Origin of the sequence: Phocaeicola faecicola (assembly GCF_013618865.1) — a bacterium.
In the GTDB taxonomy this organism is placed as follows: Bacteria; Bacteroidota; Bacteroidia; order Bacteroidales; family Bacteroidaceae; genus Phocaeicola; species Phocaeicola faecicola.
On sequence record NZ_JABSOE010000009.1, the window covers coordinates 52,836 to 74,494 of the forward strand.

The 21,659-nt window shown below is 51.6% G+C and carries 18 protein-coding genes; 11 read left to right on the forward strand and 7 right to left on the reverse strand.

All coding sequences use genetic code 11. The features are described from left to right. Positions 1-102: 102 nt before the first annotated feature. From H3001_RS04245 to H3001_RS04265, 5 genes are all read left to right on the forward strand, one after another. Entirely contained in the window at positions 103-1,218 is a 1,116-nt protein-coding gene (locus tag H3001_RS04245; RefSeq protein ID WP_178243767.1) for an ABC transporter permease, read from the forward strand. Between the two features lie 21 nt (positions 1,219-1,239). Beyond that, positions 1,240-2,298: an ABC transporter permease gene (locus tag H3001_RS04250; protein ID WP_178243866.1), complete on the forward strand. Its 1,059-nt coding sequence runs from the start codon at positions 1,240-1,242 to the stop codon at positions 2,296-2,298. Between the two features lie 98 nt (positions 2,299-2,396). After that, the gene (locus tag H3001_RS04255) at positions 2,397-3,569 is read left to right on the forward strand and encodes an iron-containing alcohol dehydrogenase (protein WP_178243765.1); all 1,173 of its coding nucleotides are present in this window, start codon (positions 2,397-2,399) and stop codon (positions 3,567-3,569) included. 104 nt (positions 3,570-3,673) lie between these two features. Next, positions 3,674-4,237: a Crp/Fnr family transcriptional regulator gene (locus H3001_RS04260; RefSeq protein ID WP_178243865.1), complete on the forward strand. Its 564-nt coding sequence runs from the start codon at positions 3,674-3,676 to the stop codon at positions 4,235-4,237. A gap of 105 nt (positions 4,238-4,342) precedes the next feature. Continuing rightward, positions 4,343-5,485 (forward strand): acyltransferase family protein, encoded by a 1,143-nt coding sequence (locus H3001_RS04265; RefSeq protein ID WP_178243762.1) that lies wholly within the window; start codon positions 4,343-4,345, stop codon positions 5,483-5,485. A 62-nt stretch (positions 5,486-5,547) separates the two neighbouring features. Here H3001_RS04265 and H3001_RS04270 read toward each other — a convergent pair whose 3' ends face one another. Then, positions 5,548-5,991 carry an acyl-CoA thioesterase gene (locus H3001_RS04270; RefSeq protein WP_178243760.1) on the reverse strand — a complete coding sequence of 148 codons (444 nt, stop codon included), beginning with the start codon at positions 5,989-5,991 and terminating at the stop codon, positions 5,548-5,550. 127 nt (positions 5,992-6,118) lie between these two features. Between H3001_RS04270 and H3001_RS04275 the strand changes: the two genes are divergently transcribed. Continuing rightward, on the forward strand, positions 6,119-7,402 hold the full coding sequence (locus tag H3001_RS04275; RefSeq protein ID WP_178243758.1) for an O-acetylhomoserine aminocarboxypropyltransferase/cysteine synthase family protein: 1,284 nt from the start codon (positions 6,119-6,121) through the stop codon (positions 7,400-7,402). A 161-nt stretch (positions 7,403-7,563) separates the two neighbouring features. Further along, positions 7,564-10,914 carry a glycoside hydrolase family 2 TIM barrel-domain containing protein gene (locus tag H3001_RS04280; protein ID WP_181214165.1) on the forward strand — a complete coding sequence of 1,117 codons (3,351 nt, stop codon included), beginning with the start codon at positions 7,564-7,566 and terminating at the stop codon, positions 10,912-10,914. Positions 10,915-11,251: 337 nt separating this feature from the next. Here H3001_RS04280 and H3001_RS04285 read toward each other — a convergent pair whose 3' ends face one another. Genes H3001_RS04285 through dut form a run of 4 tightly spaced genes read right to left on the reverse strand, consistent with a single transcriptional unit; the run spans position 11,252 to position 15,593 of the window. Continuing rightward, entirely contained in the window at positions 11,252-12,535 is a 1,284-nt protein-coding gene (locus tag H3001_RS04285; RefSeq protein ID WP_181214166.1) for a murein hydrolase activator EnvC family protein, read from the reverse strand. After that, positions 12,532-13,362, reverse strand: coding sequence for a DUF4292 domain-containing protein (locus H3001_RS04290; RefSeq protein WP_181214167.1), 831 nt, complete (start codon positions 13,360-13,362; stop codon positions 12,532-12,534). The genes H3001_RS04285 and H3001_RS04290 overlap by 4 nt, the downstream gene beginning before the upstream one ends. After that, positions 13,359-15,146 carry a tetratricopeptide repeat protein gene (locus tag H3001_RS04295; RefSeq protein WP_178243750.1) on the reverse strand — a complete coding sequence of 596 codons (1,788 nt, stop codon included), beginning with the start codon at positions 15,144-15,146 and terminating at the stop codon, positions 13,359-13,361. Before H3001_RS04295 ends, H3001_RS04290 begins: the two co-directional genes overlap by 4 nt. Before the next feature lie 12 nt (positions 15,147-15,158). After that, the gene (gene dut / locus H3001_RS04300) at positions 15,159-15,593 is read right to left on the reverse strand and encodes a dUTP diphosphatase (RefSeq protein ID WP_181214168.1); all 435 of its coding nucleotides are present in this window, start codon (positions 15,591-15,593) and stop codon (positions 15,159-15,161) included. Between the two features lie 276 nt (positions 15,594-15,869). Between dut and dgt the strand changes: the two genes are divergently transcribed. The 3 genes from dgt (at position 15,870) to H3001_RS04315 (ending at position 18,449) form a co-directional block, all read left to right on the forward strand. Next, positions 15,870-17,201 carry a dGTP triphosphohydrolase gene (gene dgt / locus H3001_RS04305; RefSeq protein ID WP_178243746.1) on the forward strand — a complete coding sequence of 444 codons (1,332 nt, stop codon included), beginning with the start codon at positions 15,870-15,872 and terminating at the stop codon, positions 17,199-17,201. 160 nt (positions 17,202-17,361) lie between these two features. Then, positions 17,362-17,853, forward strand: a complete 492-nt coding sequence (locus H3001_RS04310) for an RNA polymerase sigma factor (RefSeq protein ID WP_178243745.1) — start codon at positions 17,362-17,364, stop codon at positions 17,851-17,853. Positions 17,854-17,864: 11 nt separating this feature from the next. Further along, positions 17,865-18,449: a hypothetical protein gene (locus H3001_RS04315; protein WP_178243743.1), complete on the forward strand. Its 585-nt coding sequence runs from the start codon at positions 17,865-17,867 to the stop codon at positions 18,447-18,449. A gap of 120 nt (positions 18,450-18,569) precedes the next feature. On the opposite strand, the gene H3001_RS04320 is transcribed toward H3001_RS04315, so the two are convergent. Together H3001_RS04320 and H3001_RS04325 are read right to left on the reverse strand one after the other, a co-directional pair. Further along, positions 18,570-19,553 (reverse strand): GNAT family N-acetyltransferase, encoded by a 984-nt coding sequence (locus H3001_RS04320; RefSeq protein WP_178243741.1) that lies wholly within the window; start codon positions 19,551-19,553, stop codon positions 18,570-18,572. A 25-nt stretch (positions 19,554-19,578) separates the two neighbouring features. Beyond that, on the reverse strand, positions 19,579-20,397 hold the full coding sequence (locus tag H3001_RS04325; protein ID WP_181214169.1) for a 1-acyl-sn-glycerol-3-phosphate acyltransferase: 819 nt from the start codon (positions 20,395-20,397) through the stop codon (positions 19,579-19,581). A gap of 345 nt (positions 20,398-20,742) precedes the next feature. On the opposite strand from H3001_RS04325, the gene rsmH reads away from it, so the two are divergent. Further along, a complete protein-coding gene (gene rsmH, locus H3001_RS04330) occupies positions 20,743-21,657 on the forward strand; it encodes a 16S rRNA (cytosine(1402)-N(4))-methyltransferase RsmH (RefSeq protein ID WP_181214170.1) in 915 nt (304 codons plus the stop codon). Positions 21,658-21,659: the final 2 nt, after the last annotated feature.

The window sequence follows — 21,659 nt, forward strand, 5'->3', positions numbered from 1 at the left end:
ACTGCCTTCCACATCAGTAGTACCACAGAGAAGAAAAAGATATTCGACTGAAACCGCCTTCCGCAGGCCATTCAGAAACCCAACAGATTATATGACCGCATCATGAAACAGTTTATTGCATTTATCCGGAAAGAATTCTATCACATCCTGCGCGACCGGCGTACGATGCTGATCCTGATTGGTATGCCCGTTGTACAGATTATCCTGTTCGGCTTCGCCATCTCCACCGAGGTTCGCGATGTGAAGACGGCCGTGCTCATCTCTTCTTCCTTTCCCGATTGCCAGAAGATGGTAGAACGCCTGGATGCCAGTGAATATTTCTCTGTAGAGTACGTCGTACATTCTCCCCGGGAGATACAGGAACTGATGAAGAAGAACCGCATCGAACTGGCTGTCTGTTTCTCGGACAATCTCCATCAGGCAGACTTCCGGTCGTACCCGGTCCAGGTGATTGCCGATGCAACCGACCCCAATCAGGCCGTCAGCCGCAGCAGTTATGCCACTGCCATCCTCCTGCAAGCCATCGGAAGCCTGAAAACCGCCGGCAGTCCGACCACCCTTCAGGCTACGCCTCCGGTCACCCTATACAGCAAACTGCTGTACAACCCGCAGATGAAAAGTGCCTACCAGTTTGTTCCCGGTGTCATGGGCCTGATCCTGATGCTGCTTTGTGCCATGATGACCTCCGTTTCCATCGTCAGAGAAAAAGAAACCGGTACGATGGAAGTGCTGCTGGTTTCTCCCATGCCGCCCCTGGGCATCATACTTGCCAAGAGCGTGCCTTACCTGATTCTCTCCCTGGTCAACCTGGCCACCATCCTGATATTGTCCGTCTACGTGCTCGACGTGCCGATTGCCGGCAGTCTGACTGCCCTGATTGCCGTATCCCTACTGTTCATCTTCGTCTCCCTGGCACTCGGACTGTTTATCTCCTGCCTGACGCACACACAGATTGCTGCCCTGCTGATTTCGGCCATGGTACTCATGCTGCCTACCATCCTGCTGTGCGGCATCATCTTTCCGATTGAAAGCATGCCCCTCCTGCTGCAAGGCCTCTCCTGCCTGATTCCGGCCCGGTGGTACGTCGACATCGTACGCCGTCTGATGATTGAAGGAGTCCCCATCAGCTACCTGTGGCAGGAAATCTCCATCCTTATTCTCATGGGCATCGCCCTCATTGCACTGACTACCCGAAAATTCAACGACCGACTGGAATAACCTCAAGCAACCTCCGCCATGATATTACGTTACCTGATAGAAAAAGAATTCAAACAAATGCGGCGCAACAGTTTCCTGCCCCGCCTCATCCTGGCTTTCCCGTGCATCATCATGCTGGTCATGCCCTGGGCGGCCACACTGGAAATCGAGAATATGAGACTTGCCATCATCGACAACGACCACAGTACGGTCTCCCGGCAACTCATACAGCGTTTCGATGCTTCCCGCTATTTTGAACTGACCGGTATCTTCGCCTCCTACTCCCAGGGAATGGAAAGCATGAGAAGAAGCCGGACAGACATACTGCTCGAAATCCCTCAGGGCTTCGAGAAAGCACAGGTTTGCGGTCAGAAGCCCTCCGTACAGGTCACCCTCAATGCCGTAAACGGAATGAAAGGAGGACTGGGCAACTCGTACATCCAGCAGATTCTGAACGGGCAGCCTCAGCCCGTCACCCTGCAGTATCTGTTCAACCCGCACCTGAACTATAAACTATTCATGATTCCGGCCCTGATGACCATGCTGCTGCTCATGTTCTGTGCCTTCCTTCCGGCCCTGAATGTCGTCAGCGAAAAAGAAACCGGCACCATCGAACAGATCAATGTCACTCCCGTGAGCCGTTTTACCTTCATACTGGCCAAGATACTTCCTTACTGGAGCGTGGGATTCGTCGTGCTCAATCTCTGCATCCTTCTTTCCTGGCTCATTTACGGCATCACTCCCGCCGGAAGCCTCCTTACCATCTACCTGGCCGCACTGGTGTTCGGACTGGTCATGTCCGGAATGGGACTCGTCATCTCCAACTATTCCTCGAACATGCAGCAGGCCATGCTGGTCATGTGGTTCTGCCTGCTCACGTTCGTGCTCATGAGCGGACTCTTTACTCCCATCAGCAGCATGCCCGACTGGGCACAATACCTTACCTATATCAATCCGCTCCGCTATTTTATGGAAATCATGCGCATGGTCTACCTGAAAGGAAGCAGCCTGTCCGATATCCTTCTCCCCATCTCTGTATTAAGCTTTTTCGCAGTCGTACTCTACGGATGGGCCATACTCAGCTACCGGAAACAAAAATAAAGGGCACTTATTATTATATAATATTTAACATTTCCGGAACACAATCCTATTGTTTTATTCGTATATTTGAAAAACACGAACTTTAAAACGTAAATATTATGAACGCAAATCCAGTTTTCAATTTACACATCCCGACACGAATCCTGTTCGGATGTGGAGAAATCAAGAAATTAGCCACCGAGACTTTACCGGGAAAGAAAGCTATGATTGTCATTTCTGCTGGAACCTCTATGAAAAAATATGGCTACCTAGATAAAGTAATCGGGTTACTGGTCGAAAACGACGTAGCGGCTATTGTATATGACAAGATATTACCCAACCCTATCAAGGCACATGTCATGGAGGCTGCAGCCATCTGCAGGGAACAAGGATGCGACTTCATAATCGGACTGGGAGGAGGAAGCTCCATCGATTCGGCCAAGGCAATTGCCGTAATGGCCTGCAACGAAGGTGACTTCTGGAATTACGTAACCGGAGGAAGCGGAAAGGGACGCCCCATCAGCAAGGCACTGCCGGTGGTTGCCATTCCTACCACTGCCGGAACAGGTACCGAAGCCGACCCGTGGGCAGTGATTACCCACGAGGAAAAACAGGAGAAAATCGGTTTTGGAAATATCCATACCTTCCCGGCACTTTCCATCATCGATCCGGAACTGATGGTATCCATCCCTCCTCACCTGACAGCCTATCAGGGATTTGATGCCTTCTTCCATGCGGCAGAAGGTTTCATTGCCAACTGTGCCACCCCTATCAGCGACCTTTATGCACTCGAAGCCATCCGTCTGCTGGCCAAATACCTTCCGGTAGCTGTCAACGACGGAAAGAACCTGAAGGCCAGAGCCAAGGTAGCATGGGCCAGCACGCTTGCGGGACTGGTAGAATCGACTTCCAGCTGTACTTCCGAACATTCACTGGAACATGCCATGAGTGCCTATTATCCGGCATTGCCCCACGGCGCCGGGCTGATTTCCATCAGTCTTGCCTACTTTGAGACTTTCCGCAACGACTGTATGAAACGCTACATGAAGATGGCGGAAGTCATGACCCAGAAGAAGAGCAACCGTCCGAGCGACTTCATCGATGCCCTTGCAAAGATGCAGAAGGAATGTCACGTAGAAGACCTTCACCTCAGCGAATGGGGCATCAAGGCCGAAGACCTGCCTCAGATGGTACAGAACGCCAGAGAAACCATGGGTGGACTGTTCACCCTCGACCCGCGTCCGCTGACCGACGAAGAAGCACTGGCTATCTACCAGAAATCATTCAAATAAATTAGGTTATAATCCTCATCAAGCCCCGGTCCTTCTCCTGAAGCCCGGGGCTTTCCGTTTTCCATAATTTTCCTTACATTTGCAGCATGGAGACCACACACACAATGAATCACATCATCAGCCACATGACTTCCTTATGCCCCATTTCGGAGCAGACCCTCGCTATCCTGAAAAGCCATCTTACCTGCTGTCATTTTCCCAAGCGATACCAGCTGATCCAGGCCGGAAGATACTGCAAATACGCATACTTCCTGGAAAAAGGCATCACACGCTCCTTCTGGCTGGTAGACGGAGAGGAAATCACGACCTCCTTTTCCTGCGAGGGAGGAATTGTATTCAGCATGGACGAACTGTATTACGGGAAAAAAAGCGAAGAATATGTAGAGACCCTGGAAGAAGTCGAAGTCTACCGGATTGCCCTTACCGACCTGATCCACCTGTTCGAGACCAATCTTGAAATATGCAACTGGGGAAGAATCATCCACCAGAACGAATACCGGAGACTGCACCGCAGCCACAAGGAACGGCTCACCCTCCCCGCCAAGGCCCGCTATGAAGCCTTCCGGGAACAGTTTCCCGATGTCTGCCAGCGCGCCAACCTGAGCTATATCGCCTCTTACCTGGGCATCACACTCTCTACCCTGAGCCGCATCCGTGCCGCCGACTGATTTCCGGAAGGTCCTCCTGCGAATTTGACATAGGACAAGTTTTTACGGCGAAAGTTTTTATAGTTTTGCGCCAAAACTGATTCATTCATTTTAAACTTACAACCTATGTCTCATACCACACTCACGTCATCGGCCGCCTTTGCCGATACCAAACCCCATTACGCCATTCTCGACGGCCTGCGGGGAGTCGCCGCCCTGATGGTGCTGATTTACCATTTCTTTGAAGCATTTGCCACCAGTCCCCTCGACCAGCGGTGCAACCACGGATACCTTGCCGTACAGTTTTTCTTCATCCTTTCCGGCTTCGTCATCGGATATGCATACGACGACCGGTGGGGAAGAATGAGTACCGCCGAATTTTTCAAGCGCCGCCTCATCCGTCTCCATCCGATGGTTTTTATCGGAATCGTGTTCGGTATTCTTTCTTTCCTGATACAGGGAAGCACACAGTGGGACGGTACCCCCATCTCCCTCAGTTGGGTATTGCTCGCAGGACTGTGTACGCTGTTCATGATTCCGGCTGCTCCCGGAAACCGGATTGAAATCCGGGGCAACGGTGAACTCTTCCCCCTCAACGGCCCCTACTGGTCGCTGTTCATCGAATACATCGGCAACATTATTTACGCCCTTATCCTGCGCCGCCTTCCCCGGAAAGCCTTGAAATACGTCGTCCTGCTTACCGGCCTGGGAGTGGCCGTCTATGCCATCGGCAACGGTTCGGGATACGGACATCTCGGAGTCGGCTGGACCCTCGCCAACCACTATGTAGCGGGAGGAATCCTGTGCATGATGTTCTGTTTCTCTGTCGGCATCTGGATGTCGCGCGTTTTCAAGCCGCTCCCTGTCCGCGGCGGATTCTGGATCTGCAGCCTGAGCCTCATCGTGCTGGTAGCCCTGCCTCACTGGGGAACCGCCGATACCCCCTGGATCAACGGCATCTACGACACCCTGTGCGTAACCCTCCTGTTCCCGGTGATCGTATGGACAGGTGCTTCCTCCCTGACCAGCGACTCGCTGTCGACACGCATCTGTAAATTCTGCGGAGACATTTCCTATCCCGTATATGTCATCCACTATCCCTCGATGTATCTCTTCTACTCATGGGTATGGAACAATCAGATACCCTTCTCCCAGGCATTGCCCGTTGGAGCGGGAGTCATCCTCGGAAACATTCTGCTGGCATACCTGCTGCTGAAAATATACGATGAGCCGGTACGCAAATACCTGGCAAGAAAATTCCTCCGCTAGGTCTTTTCATACATCAGGCCGTATCCTTCAGTGCAAGGATACGGCCTGCCTGTTTATCCGTCTTACTTCTTCGACAAATCTTCCAGTGATTTTCCCTCGTACTTGCAGATTGCCTCTTTGTAGTCGGAAGGAATCTCCACCGGTTCTTTCGTAGAGATATCATAGCCCACCAGTACCGTCCGGCACTGGCATTTGATCATGCCGTCACGACGGTCCACCGCCCGCTGCAGGAGTGTAAAACTCTTGTTGCCCAGATGCACCACCGTTGTCTCTATCGCCAGATCGTCCGAAAAAAATACCGGAGCCAGAAAATCAGCATTGATATTGGCCACCACTACCGCAAACTTTCTCCAGTCGTGCTCTCCGAACACATCCCTGAAATACGACGTCTTGGCCAGGTCGTACAGGGAGAAATACACCGAGTTGTTCATATGACCAAACTGGTCTACATCGCTGAAGCGGATCTGTATCGGAATGATATGCCGGAAACTTATTTCATCTGCCATAATTAGATTGATTAATTTTACTTCCAAAGATACATCTTTTATCATCATACATAAGTCTGTCGCCGTTTTTTTTCTTACTTTTGTCGCATTATTACAGAAATCTGTCAACAACAAAATTTAAAACAGGATGAAAAAGAATTACAGTAGAGAAACGCTCTGCGTACAAGCGGGATGGACTCCGAAAAAAGGAGAACCCAGGGTATTGCCCATTTACCAAAGTACGACCTTCAAATATGACAACAGTGAACAGATGGCACGTCTGTTCGACCTGGAAGAAAGCGGTTATTTTTATACCCGTCTGCAGAACCCTACCAACGATGCGGTAGCTTCCAAAATCGCCGCACTCGAAGGAGGAGTGGCTGCCATGCTGACCTCTTCGGGACAGGCTGCCAATTTCTATGCCGTACTGAACCTGTGTGAGAGCGGAGACCACTTCGTATGCGCCTCAACCATCTACGGAGGCACATTCAACCTGTTCGCCGTTACCATGAAGAAGATGGGCATCGACTGTACCTTCATCGATGCTGACGCTTCGGAAGAAGAAATCGGCAAGGCATTCCGTCCCAACACCAAATGCCTCTTCGGTGAAACCATCTCCAACCCCAGCATCAATGTCCTGGATATCGAGAAATTCGCACGCATCGCCCACAGCCACGGTGTGCCCTTGATTGTGGACAATACCTTTGCCACTCCGATCAACTGCCGCCCGTTCCAGTGGGGAGCCGATATCGTGACTCACTCTACCACCAAATACATGGACGGTCATGCGACCTGTGTGGGAGGTGCCATTGTCGACAGCGGCAACTTCGACTGGGAAGCCCATGCCGACAAGTTCCCCGGACTGACCCGTCCCGACGAGTCTTACCACGGACTGACCTATACCAAGGCTTTTGGAAAAATGGCCTATATCACCAAAGCTACGGCACAGCTGATGCGCGACCTGGGCTCCATCCAGTCGCCTGAGAATGCCTTCCTCCTGAACCTGGGACTGGAAACGCTTCACCTGCGTATGCCGCGCCACTGTGAGAATGCACAGCGCATCGCAGAATGGCTGGAGGCCAATCCGAAAGTGAAATGGGTAAACTACTGCGGACTGAAGAGCAGCAAATACTACGAACTGGCACAGAAATACATGCCCAACGGTTCTTGCGGTGTAATCGCCTTCGGTCTGAACGGTACCCGCGAAGAAACCATCCGCTTCATGGACAGCCTGAAACTGGCATGCATCGTCACCCATGTGGCCGATGCCCGCACCTGTGTGCTTCACCCAGCCAGCCATACCCACCGCCAGCTCACTGATGAGCAGCTCATCGAAGCCGGAGTGGCTCCCGACCTGATCCGTCTGTCGGTAGGTATCGAAAACGTAGACGATATCATCTCCGACCTGGAACAGGCATTGGAACAGATTTAATCCGATGATCTATTCATAACTTATCGGTTACCGAAGCCGGACCGTGCAGCCTCAACGCAGCACGGTCCGGCTTCTTCATTTTCGTCCTTCCGTTTTTTTTATTACATTTGCCAAAAGGAGTAATCTCTAGACTAAAAACGATATCTAAACTAAAAAACGCAATGAAAGAAAACGTTAACCAGAAGCTGCGAACCGTCAGCTACACACTCTCAGGCATCTTGCTGAGTTGTGCCCTATCTTCACCGGCATCTGCAGCCAATGAATCACTGCCCTACTGGAAAGACATCCAGACCGTATCCGTCAACCGGGAGGCTCCCCGTTCTGCCTTCATGACCTATGCCGACAAGGAACAGGCCATGACCGGCAAATACGAGAACAGCCCTTACTACCAGCTGCTGAACGGTACCTGGAAATTCTACTACACCGATTCGTACCTGAACCTTCCGGCCGACATCACTTCTTCCGACGGAGGAAACGTAACCTGGCACGACATCAAGGTTCCGGGAAACTGGGAAGTACAGGGATACGGAACCGCCATCTATACCAACCACGGGTATGAGTTCCAGCCCCGCAATCCGCAACCGCCGCAACTTCCCGAGCAGACACCCGTAGGCGTTTACCGCCGCACCCTCAGTCTGCCGGCCGACTGGGAAGGCAGAGACATCTACCTGCACATCGCCGGTGCCAAGTCGGGATGCTACGTCTACCTGAACGGAAAGGAAGTCGGCTACAACGAAGATTCCAAGAATCCGGCAGAATACCTTATCAACGATTACCTGAAAGAAGGCGAAAACGTACTGACCCTGAAAATTTTCCGCTGGAGCACCGGCTCATACCTGGAATGTCAGGACTTCTGGCGCATGAGCGGCATTGAGCGCGATGTCTTTGTCTACTCGCAGCCCAAGGCTTCGGTGCAGGACTTCCGCATCACCTCTACCCTCGACGATACTTACCGTGACGGTATCTTCCGCCTGCAGATGGAACTGAAGAACCACCATCCGAACCCGGCCGACCTTCGCGTAAGCTACGAACTGCTCGATGCCAAGGGAACCACCGTGGCACAGGAAGAAAAGCAGGTAAGTCTTCCGGGCAATACTCCCCAGACACCGGTACAGTTTGCTGCCGACCTGAAAGAGGTACAGACATGGACTTCGGAACATCCCAACCTGTACCGGCTCCTTATGACGGTGAAAGAAAACGGAAAGACAACCGAAGTCATCCCCTACCACGTAGGTTTCCGCCGGATTGAAATCAAGGAAATCGACCAGAAGGCCGCAAACGGCAAGAACTACGTAGTGTTGCTCGTCAACGGACAGCCTATCAAACTGAAGGGAGTCAATATCCACGAGCACAATCCGCTGACCGGACACTACGTTACGGAAGAGCTGATGCGCAAGGACTTCGAACTGATGAAACGTCATAACATCAACACCGTCCGTCTCTGCCATTATCCGCAGGACCGCCGTTTCTACGAACTGTGCGACGAATACGGACTGTACGTATACGACGAGGCCAACATCGAGAGCCACGGTATGTATTACGAACTGCGCAAGGGAGGTACGCTGGGCAACAACCCCGAATGGCTGAAGCCGCACATGTACCGCATCGAGAATATGTTTGAACGCAACAAGAACTACCCTTCTGTCACCTTCTGGTCGCTGGGTAACGAAGCCGGAAACGGATATAACTTCTACCAGGCTTATCTTTGGCTGAAGGAAGCCGACAAGCAACTGATGGACCGCCCCGTAAACTACGAGCGGGCTCAGTGGGAATGGAACTCGGACATGTATGTACCGCAATACCCCGGAGCTGCCTGGCTGGAAAAGACGGGCCGGATGGGTACCGACCGTCCGGTAGCGCCTTCGGAATATGCTCATGCCATGGGAAACTCTACCGGAAGCCTTTGGGACCAGTGGAAGGCCATTTATAAATACCCGAACCTCCAGGGAGGATACATCTGGGACTGGGTAGACCAGGGCCTGGAAGTCACCGATGAGAACGGAAAGAAATACTGGGCTTACGGAGGCGACTTCGGAACCAACATGCCGAGTGACGGCAACTTCTGCTGCAACGGTATTGTCAGTCCCGACCGTACTCCGCACCCGGCCATGAACGAGGTGAAGTATGCACACCAGAATGTCGGATTCCGTGCCGTCAACCTCGAAACGGGAGAGTTTGAAGTAGAGAACCGCTTCTACTTTACCAACCTGAACCGCTACAAGCTGACGTGGGAGGTGAAGGCCAATGACAAGGTGGTGCGCCGCCGTGCCATGACGCTCGACCTGGCTCCGCAGCAGAAGCAGACCGTACGCGTTGACGTCAGCGGACTGAAGCCGAAGGCAGAGACCGAATATTTCGTCAATTTCCAGGTATACACCACTCAGGAAGAGCCGCTGATACCGGCCGGATACGAAATTGCACACGACCAGTTCCGCCTCCCGGTAGAAAGCGGAGCCCGTACCTTCCGCACTGCCGGACCGCAGTTGAGCTGCAGTGAACAGGGAGACCTGCTTACCGTACAGTCCTCACAGGTTACCTTCACCTTCGACAAGGCCAAAGGAATGGTGATCTCCTACAAGGTGAAAGGCACCGAATATTTTGAAGACGGATTCGGTATCCAGCCCAACTTCTGGCGGGCTCCGAACGACAACGACTACGGCAGTCAGATGCCTCGCCGCCTGCAAATCTGGAAGCAGTCGAGCAAGAACTTCAATGTAGTGGATGCCTCCCTGCAGATGGACGGAAAAGATGCCGTACTGAAGGCTACTTACCTGCTGGCAGCCGGCAACCTCTACCTGGCTACGTACCGGATTCATCCGTCGGGCGTGGTGAAAGCCGACTATACATTTACCTCTACTGAGATGAAGGCCGCCGAGACAGAAGCTTCGGAAGCTACCCTGAAAGCCACCTTTACTCCCGGCAATGAGGCTATTCGCAAGGAAAGTTCCAAACTCGTGGTTCCGAGAATCGGTATCCGTTTCCGCATTCCGGCTGCCATGAATCAGGTAACTTACTTCGGACGCGGACCGGAAGAAAACTACTGCGACCGCAACAACGGTACACGGGTTGGTCTCTACCGCAACACTGCCGACGAAATGTACTTCCCGTATGTACGTCCGCAGGAAAACGGACACCACACGGACACCCGCTGGCTGAAACTGGAAAAGAAAGGCGGCAAAGGACTGGCACTCTATGCCGACCTGCCCTTCGGATTCAATGCCCTCCGCAACGCTGTGGAAGATTTTGACGGAGAAGAAGCCGTTCACAGAGATTACCAGTGGAACAACCGGGATGCAGAAGAACTGAAGCACGACGTCCGTACGGCCCGCAACATCAAGCCGAGACAGACACACATCAACGACATCGTACCTCAGAATTTCGTAGAGGTCTGTGTAGACATGAAGCAGATGGGACTCGGCGGTTACGACAGCTGGGGGGCTATTCCCGATCCTCAATACCTGATTCCGGCCAACCAGGAATACCGTTGGGGATTCACCCTGGTACCGATGTAAAACCTGCAGACCGATGAACGATCATAAGTACCGGCAGGCAGTCCGGTGACCGACTGCTGCCGGCTCATACAGAAGCGCCGTATCACTCCCGCTAACCGGGCGATGATACGGCGCTTTCCGTTGCCGGGAAGGCACGGTATTACGGTCTTTTTTCCTTCGCATAATTTACATCATTCCCTTTCATAGAATATCATTCTCCAACCTCCGTGCGCGGGTCGTGCAACCTCCGTATGAAAGTCGGAAAACCCGGCACCGGAGGTTGTACACCCCCCAATGCCGGGTTTCAGAAAAGATCTTCCTCTTCCGGAAAATCCATCATGGTATTTTTCTTTTCCGATTACAGATTCAGCCAGACTTCCGGATTCAGCTTTGCCGTTTCCTTCCGCAACTGGAAATGCAGGACCGTATCCCCGGCCTTGTCCGTATTCACCTGTCCGATGACATCCCCTGTCTTCAGGATACTTCCCTTCTTGATCAGCACCGAACTCAGGTTGCAGTACACCGAAATATAACTGCCGTGACGGACCAGTACATTCGCCAGACCGTTGTACTGGAAAATGGCCGAAACCTCTCCGTCGAAAATCGCACGGGCCTGAGCCCCCGGTTTCCCCTTCAGGTCAATTCCCTTATTGTCCAGACGAACGTTACGGAGCACCTGATACTGCCCGTAGCGGCCCACCAGCACATAAGGTCCGGTAATCGGCACCGGCAACCTTCCTTTGTTCTGTTCGAAGACTCCCGACAGACGGCGGCTCTCCGCTCCCCCACGGAAACGGTCCACCTGCCCCTTCGGTGCCGGCTGAGCCGGTTTTCCTTCCTCCTTCCGGGACTGTCCAGCCTTCTTCCGCTCAGCAGCCTCACGCTTCCGGGCCTCTTCTTCCCGCTTGCGCGCCTGCTCAATCTCTATTTCAATCAGACGGTCGATCTGGGCATTCAGCCGTTCAGCCGACTGCCGCTTCTTCTTGATTTCCGCCTGTATCGTCCACTGCTTCTTCTGCAAGGAAGCCAGCAAGTCCTTCCGCTCCTTTTCCTGAGCCTCCAGTTTCTTGCGTTCGTTTTCTCCCTGCTTCAGCATCTCCTCCTTGGCACGCTGGCTCTCCTGCAGCGTCCGCTGCTTCTCCTGCACCTGCTCCTGCTTGCGCACCAGCTGGGCAGCCTGCAGCCGCTGATAATCGGCATACTCACGCACATAGCGCAGACGGCGGTAAATCTGACTCAGGTTATCGGCAGAAAAAATAAACATCAGCTTCTCCTGCACCGACTTGTTGCGGTACATGTAATTGACCGACTTCTCATACCGTTTCTTCTTCTCGGCCAGTTCCGCCTGCAACTTCTTCAGTTCGGCCTGTACCCGCCCGATTTCCCGCTGAATGACCTGCACATCGCGTTCCACCGCTGCCAGGTACTTCTTACGCTCCTCTATCTGCCCCGACAGCAAAGCCAGGTTGTTCAACTGACTGCTGACATCCTTCTTGGTAGACTGCAGCAGCGACTCCGACTCGGCAATCTGCTTCTGCAGCTCTACGTGCTGCTTCTCCAGTTCCCGAATCTTGCGCGTACTCTGTGCATGTACTCCCCACGCACACAGACACAGACAGATTATGCTGATTATTCTTTTCATTTGATAAACATCTTCAACAACTCCTGAAGCGAAATCTGCTTATAGCGTGACGATACCTCCGAAACCGTATCCCAGTCGCCTCCGGTTGACAAACGCGAAAAATCCATATTCAGGATGGTCGGAGAGGAACTTCCCTCGAGTACCACCTGCATGTGAGCAGGAAAGCGCCGTGCCCCCAGCGGTTCAAAACGGTCGTACTTCCAGTTCAGAGCATAAGGAAGCCCCGCTACCCCCACATGCGTCTCCAGCAGCGAACCGTCGGCAGCAGAAGTACGGAAACGATACGAAAACTGTTTGGAAGTCTTGGCACGGATGACCGCATCCTCCCCTTCGGTCTGCACAAAGAAATACCTGGCATCCCCAGTTTCCAGCTGCAGCTTTCCCGGGAAGAAAATCTCATTCAGGAAAAGCGACTGCAAGACATTGAAACTCAGGTCTACCTGCCACGAGTTACGAATTTCCTCGAACGAAGCCTGTACATACCGCTTGTTGATGCGCTCGATAGCCAGCAAGCCCTCCGGAGTAATGTCCAGACGAGCCACCTCGATCCCCAGCAGCGGTGCCACCGACAGACGGATCAGCTCCCCCTTCTTCAGCCGCATCGTTGCATTCACCTTCGTATTACCCTTCGCACCCAGGTCGAGCTGCAGCGCCACCTTTCCACTCAGCGTCTGCCACTCCGGCGACAGTTCAATCACCTTCTCCAGGTACGCCTCCCCGGTGAGTCCCCCCACCATCGGTTCTCTTCCCGCTTTCCGCGAAGCCGTACAGGCTGCCATTCCTACGGCAACCAGTACCCACACCATATGTCGGATTATCCTTCTCATTCAGCCACGTATTTTTTCAATGCAATTTTCCGTTTCAGCCGCTTGATTTCCTGTTCCGTCGGCGGAGTCGAACCCTCTTCCTCCACCTTCATGCCATCGGCCTTCTTCCAGTATTCCAGGGCTTTTTCCTTCTCTCCCAGATGATAGTAGATATCACCGCAGTGCTCCACAATCACCCGGCTGGAATCCCCCCCGTTGCGGAGCGCCTGATCAATATAAATCCGGGCCTCCGTATATTTTCCTTTCTCGAACAGAATCCAGGCATACGTATCCAGATAAGTCGCATTTTCGGGTTCCGCCTTCACCGTCCGGTAGCTCAGTTCCTCCGCCTTATCCAGCTGCTTGCGCTCCACCGAAAGGAAATACGCATAATTGTTCATGGTTCCGATATTGTCCGGATTGTACACCAGCGAAGAATCGTAGGCCGCATACGCCTCGGCATGCATGTCCTTTGAATGATACATATCGCCCAGAATGGAATAAAAATCGGAAACCACATTCTTGTCACTCTTCTCGTTTACCTGACGGACTCCCTTCAGAAAGACATCCAGTGCCTGGTCCGTATCCTTCTTCTGGTAATACGCCAGTCCCAGATAATAATAAAACTCCAGTGCCTCCGGATTATACTGAAGAGCCGGACGGGCAATCTGAATCACATCGTCCAGGTTATTGTCGCGCAAGGCATAGCTCAGCAACTGCAGGCGGGCAGGCTTGTTCTCAGGGTCGAGGTCGAGCACCTGATGCAGCACCGGCACCGACTCCTTCTCCATCCGCTTGGTAACGAGATACTGCGCACAGAGCATGGCCATATCCGCATTGGGCTGCGGGCGTTTCAGAATCTCCCGGAACAGCGACACAATCTGCGTACTGTCCTTGTCGGTCTGTTCCGACTGCAGAATCATCTGACGCATGATTTCCATCTTGGTATCGGTCTGCACATTCTCGTTGACCAGAATCGTATCGAGCTGCAGGTGATACAGGCTGTCCTGCCCGGTTTTCTGATAGTAGGAAGCCAGCGAAAGCAAGGCCGGCGCATACCCCGGTTCCTCCTTCAGGATATGCCGGTAGATGTCATAAGCCTCCTGCGGCTTCTCGTTGTCGAGATAGACATCTCCCAGAATGGTCTGGTAACGCATGTCATAAGGATACTCCTTCGAAAGGTTCTCAATCTCGGTAAAGGCCTTCTCCTTCTGGTTCAGGTACAGGTACATCCGGAACTTCTCCATACTGATCTGTTCGGATTTTCCGTCGAGTTCTTCCAGCCGGTCGAGGGTATTCACCACCTGTTGATAACTCTTGGTCTGATTGTAAAGCTCAATCAGCGACATCAGCGGTTCCAATCGTGCCGGAAACTGATCGGCCATGTTTTCATATACGGTAATCGCCTTCGGGAAATCCCTCTTGCGCACGTAGAACGAAGCCAGTGTCTGCTTGTACCAGAAGTTCGACTGGTCGGACTGTACCGCCTGCTTCAACGCCTGTTCTCCCTTTTCCTCCTGTCCGAGGAACATATAGAACTGGGCGACCTCATACAATGCAGCCGCCGAAGCCGGATGAATATCGAGACAATGCTGATAAAGTTCGTACGCCGCATCGTACTTTCCCAGCTGCTTCATCCGGACAGCCTCCAGGAAATAATAATCGAACTTACGGCGAGCCTCGGGAGTCAGCGGATCACTTTCCGTCTGTACGGCCACTGCAGCGGCCGATTTCCGCGAACTGCCGCAGGAAGTCCATCCCAGCAGCATTCCGCATCCCATCAATATATATAATATCTTACGCATAACCTTCTTGCTTTAACCTACTCCGGTATGTCCGAAACCTCCGGCACCCCGCTGTGTCTCATCGAGTACCTCCACTTCCTGCCATTCGGTCTGCTCATAGCGGGCAATGACCATCTGTGCAATGCGTTCTCCGTCTTCTATCACAAAATCTTCGGAAGACAGGTTCACCATAATCACCCCGATCTCGCCTCTGTAGTCGGCATCGATGGTTCCCGGTGTATTCAGCAGGGTCACTCCCTTCTTCAGTGCCAGTCCGCTGCGCGGGCGGATCTGCGCTTCGTACCCCTCAGGTAACGCCATGTAAAGTCCGGTAGGCACCAGACAACGCTGCAAGGGTTTCAAGACCACAGGCTGGTCGAGATTGGCACGGAGGTCCATCCCCGCAGAAAAAGGAGTTGCATACTGCGGCAGTGGATGCTTGGATTTATTGATAATCTGAATCTTCATGTAACTTATTTCTTTATTATATTATATTTTGCGAAGTTACACATTTCAGAGAATTTACAGTTATGTTTACCATTTTTTATATATTTCGCACGGCCTCCCTTCCGGTTTTCTTCCGCCGGTGCCCGTGTCACATCTCCCTGTCTTCCGGGCCCCTCATCTTCCTCCCTGCCCCGCCCGGCAGACACCTTCCGCTTTTTTCCGCCGCCGGACCGGTTTTTCTTGCGGCAACCTTATTTTTTCCCTATGTTTGCAGCATCAAGCAGAATAGATGATATCATGGATTGGAAACAATTAATCTCGAACAAGCGTTTCGGTCTGGAGTCGTTGCATGAAAAGCGGAAAGACGACCGGACGGAATTTCAGCGCGATTACGACCGGCTGATTTTCTCTGCCCCTTTCCGGCGGCTGCAGAACAAAACTCAGGTATTTCCGTTGCCGGGCAGTATCTTTGTGCACAACCGACTGACGCACAGTCTGGAAGTCTCCTGTGTAGGACGCTCGCTCGGAAACGAGCTGGCCACCCGACTGCTGCAGCGGCATCCCGAACTGAAGAACTCACACATACAGGAAATCGGAGCAATCGTATCGGCTGCCTGTCTGGCGCACGACCTGGGGAACCCTCCGTTCGGCCACTCGGGAGAGAAGGCCATCGGAACCTATTTTTCGGAAGGGAAAGGACTGTCCCTGAAACCGCTGCTTACGGAAGCGGAATGGAGCGACCTGACCCACTTCGAGGGCAATGCGAATGCCTTCCGCCTGCTGACACATCAGTTCGAAGGAAGACGTCCCGGAGGTTTTGTCATGACTTACTCTACCCTGGCGTCGGTAGTGAAGTATCCGTTTTCTTCGCTGCTGGCAGGCAGCAAGCAGAAATTCGGTTTCTTTATCAGCGAACAGGAAGATTACATCCGGATTGCCGAAGAACTGGGAATCACCCGCCTCAGCGCTGCAGGAGAACCGGTAAGGTACGCACGTCATCCGCTGGTCTACCTGGTAGAGGCCGCCGACGACATCTGTTATCAGATGATGGACATTGAGGATGCGCACAAACTGAAAATCCTGACTACCGAAGAGACCAAGGAACTTTACTCCGGCTTCTTCAGTCCGCAAAGGCTGGAGCGTATCCATGAGATCTGCCGGCTGGTAGAGGACACGAACGAACAGATTGCCTACTTGCGGACATCGGCCATCGGAGTGATGATCCAGGCCTGCATACAGACCTTCCTCGACCACGAAGAGGAAATCCTGGAAGGGCGTTTTGAGGGACCTCTTATCAAGCAGACTCCCGCCGGGGTACGGGAAGCCTACCGCCACTGTGCCGAGGTAGCCGCACGGAAGATTTATTGCTCTAAGGACGTACTAGACATCGAACTGGCCGGTTATCAGGTCATTACAACACTCATCGACCTGATGATCGAGGCGGTAAGGTATCCGGAAAAGGCATATTCCCAACTGCTCATCAACCGGGTATCCAGTCAGTACAATGTCAATGCACCTACGCTGTACAACAAGATACAGGCGGTATTGGACTACATCTCAGGAATGACCGACGTCTATGCCCTCGACCTGTACCGGAAGATCAACGGAAACAGTCTGCCGGCGGTATAGCCGCAGTCCGTCCCGACATCGTTCAATGACCGATGAACCCTTTGTCAATACTCCCTGCCACAACAGTCTCTTTCTCTGTTGTGGCATTTTTTTTGAATGGAAGTGTAAGTTTTTCTCCTTTATACCGACTAACCTGATAAAACACAGAAGTTGATTGATTATGGAAAAGTCATTGATAGAAAAAGATTTTCTGGACATGCTGGAAACACATAAGCGGGTAATTTATAAGGTATGCTACCTGTACGCCTCGGATACCGAACATTTGAATGACCTTTATCAGGATACCGTCCTGAATCTTTGGCGTGCCTATCCGGCTTTCCGGGGAGACAGCTCGCTGTCTACGTGGATATACCGGATCAGCCTGAATACCTGCATCTCTTATCTGCGGAAATCAAAATCGCAGGTGGAAGCCATCACCCTCCCCGTCAACCTGGAAATCTCGGACGAGAACGACGGGGGCAAGTCAAGCCAGCTGCACGAACTGTACCGGCTGATTCATGCACTGAACCCTCTGGAGCGTGCCATGATTCTATTGTGGCTGGAGGAAAGGAGCTACGAGGAGATTGCCCAGATTATCGGTATTTCCAAAAACAATGTAGGCGTACGCCTCAACCGCATCAAAGATAAATTAAAGAAAATGTCGAACCTGTAAATGCTTGAAACATGGAACTGGATGAATTGAAAAAAAACTGGGAACTGCTGAATGACGAGTTGAGAAAAAGTGAGATACTCAACCGCAAAGTTGCCAAAAAACTGATTGAAAAACGTGCGTTGTCTGCCCGGGACCGTCTGGTAAAAGCCAACATACTGGCCATCGGAGTCATTGTATTCTTTCTGGCCGTCATTCCGCTGGCTGCCACACAGGTAACCATCCGGCAGGAGGTCTTATGGCTGGCATATACCGTACTTCCGGCTACGATGCTATACTCTCTGTGGAACATACACTTCCTGTATAAATTCGATTTGCAGTCGTCTTCGCTGCTCAAGTTGCGGAAATGGGTGATTGCCTACAAGCAGCGGTTGAGAGCCGAACTTTACTGTACCCCGTTTATTGCGCTCGGCCTGTTCCTTGCCGTGTTCTTCATTCATCATCATTACCGGAGCCTGTGGCTGACGGTATTCGACGGGCTGATGTTACTGGCCGGAGGCATCGCTACCTATTTGGGATACCTTCACTGGGATAAGCGCTCGGTCCACGAAATCGAAACCGGACTCCAGGAACTGGAGGAATTCGAAAGCAGCCGGTAAGCCGGACAACCCACACAATAAGAACAGCCCGTCAATGATCATGCAATGTCAATGACGGGCTGCTTTTATAATCAGTAAGAATATCTCAGGCAAGGTTATTCATCATACTCCGCTGGAGAATCAACCTTTTGTCACCACCGGACGGGCACCGGATGTCAGCTGCAAGGCTTCCGGATGCTCTTTGATATAAGACTCGATATGACGTACCCGTTTCTCTTCCAGGATTTCGTCTACCGCAATCAGGATACCGGTTTCCTCCACATCCCCGAAACCGTCGTTGATGGCTGTACCAAACATACGCATGGTAGGAGAAAGGCTCATATAAGCATTGACCAGAGGAGGGATGTTGTATCCCAACTTGCGGACTTCGGTATTCAGCACCTTATAGTCTTCCTTAAACGTATCGTGGCAGAACAGCTCCTCAAGCATCTTCGTATCTGCCTCAATGCGCAGCGGCTGCATCGGAACAATCAGGTGATCCTTGTCAGAAAAATGTTTTTGAAGGAAGAACAGAATCATGTCACGTCCCAGACGGCTGTAACTTGGATACATGGTCATCTTGCCGAAGAAATACTTCACATTAGGCTTGATAACGGTCAGCGCTCCGAGTCCGTCCCAGAGATTATCCAGCGCAAAAAGGCCCTTCGATCCGGCCCGGGTAGACTGATATTCAAGCGTTACGAACGAGCGTCCCAGCTCAATGGTAGTAGGGAGATACTCTTTCAGAAACTTTTCAGAAAAATCAAACATATGCGCGGTAGCCAGTACCGGTTTGCCGTGTTTGTCGAACTCCACTTCATCGCCCAGCAAGTAACGGTATCCGCCCAGAATTTCTTCAGCCTCAGGATTCCACACAATCAGCTGCTGGTAAGGATTCTCCATCAGGTCGTACTCATCGAGGTCCATAGAGAGCCCGGTTCCACCTCCTGCCGCACGAAACGCGATCTCACGCAGACGACCAATCTCTTTCAGCACATTGGGAGCATTCTTCCAATTTACAATATAAATCTCATTGTTGCTCTTGTTGGTCATTCTCAAGCGTCTCTCGGCTGTCAGTTCCGATTTCAGCACTTCTTTGTCAATCGGTCCAATAATATCTTCCATATATTTATTTTATGCTCTTCTTAAATTACAGTTTGTATACTAGCTCGCGCACATATCCGGCCCATTCTGCCGCACTCTTCGAGTGGTCGAAGGTCTGCCAGGGAATCGGCTTCCCGATGGTCACCTTAAAGGTTTTGTGACGATTCCTGAACATCTCGTCGGCCAAGTACAGCATCGCAATATTAAACTTGATACCCAGGAACTTGCAGATATTGGCCAAGCGGTAGAAGAAGTCAGAATTCCGGCCTTCGAAATGGATAGGCACCACATATCTCTGAGTCTCGACACTCTTTGAGATAAAGGTTTTCTTCCAGGCCAGGTCTTTTATGACACCTCCCTGCCTGCGGGAACACAATCCGGCCGGGAACATGATGATGTGACTGTCGGAACGGAAACCGGCCTCGACCATGCGGGGAAAATCACGCGACTGCGACCCCGTCTTGTTGATAGGAATGCACAACGGAGCCAGTCCGTGCAGATTCATCAGCAAATCATTGACCAAATATTTAATCTTTCCCTGATAATGCTTGCCCAGCAAGTAACCAAGGGCAACTCCATCCTGACCGCCCAGCGGATGATTGGATACAAAGGTACATAATCCGTCCTGCGGCAGATTCTCCAGTCCGTGAACGTCCAGTTTCACATCCAGAAAATCCATGCACGCTTCCAGAAAATCCACACCACTTCGATCTTTTACACTGGTCAGAAAAGCATTAATCTCTTCCTGATGCACAATCCTCTTCAGATAAGAGACCAAAAAACGGGGAATCCGGCCTGCCTTCTTTCCAGCTTTTTCTTTTATAATCTTGTCAATATCAATCAAAAATATCGAATCGCCAGCCATTATTCAATTCATAGATTTGTTTGCAAAAGTAACTTATCTTTTGATAAATCCCTACATATTTGATGAAATATGATGATAATTACCTAAAAAAAGCAGAAAAGTCGGGAAAACAATGCACAAATCGGCAGGCATTGAGCAATATTCATACCCGGTCGGGACCCCTCAAAAACGCAGGAAAAAGAAAACATCCGGGCAGCCCGGATCACTATTCCCGGAAGCCGGTATACCTGTTGATAACTTTTTATATTTTTCCGAAAATTTATATCCGCTAATTATAGGGAAATATGTAATTTTACACACTCTATGTAATATAATAAGGTAATTTCACTTTAAGTTTACAAAACAATGAACGAGACGGAAACAATTTATCACATTCCCGTATTGCTGAACGAAAGCATTGACGGGATGAATCTCCAGCCTGGAGGTATTTATACAGACATGACCTTCGGAGGAGGGGGACATTCCAAGGAGATACTTCGCAGAATGGACAAAGACAGCCGCCTGTTCAGTTTCGACCAGGATGAGGATGCGGAAAAGAACATCGTCAACGATCCGCGGTTTACGTTTGTACGGAGCAATTTCAGATACTTACATAACTTCTTGCGCTACTACGGTGTGGAAAAGGTCGATGCCGTACTGGCCGATCTGGGGGTATCCTCTCATCACTTCGATGATGCAGAACGGGGATTTTCCTTCCGCTTTGACGGAAAGCTCGATATGAGAATGAACAAGCGGGCGGGAATGACGGCAGCCGATATTGTAAACAACTACGAGGAAGAGAAACTGGCAGATATCTTTTACCTGTACGGGGAACTGAAAAACAGCCGGAAGCTGGCATCAGTGCTGGTCAAGGCACGCACGCAGAAGAGCATACAGACCATCGGTGATTTTCTGGAGGTGGTGAAGCCGCTGTTCGGACGGGAACGGGAAAAGAAGGAACTGGCCAAGGTGTTTCAGGCACTACGGATTGAGGTGAACCAGGAAATGGAGGCACTGAAAGAAATGCTTTATGCAGCCACCGAGGCGCTGAAGCCCGGAGGAAGACTCGTAATAATCACGTATCACTCCCTGGAAGACAGGATGGTAAAAAACCTGATCAAGACAGGAAACGTGGAAGGGAAAATGGAGCAGGATTTCTTCGGAAACATCCAGACGCCGTTCCGGGCTGTCAACAACAAGGTAATCGTACCCTCTGATGAGGAAATAAACCAGAATCCGCGTTCACGAAGCGCCAAGCTCCGCATCGCTGAAAAAAGATAGGC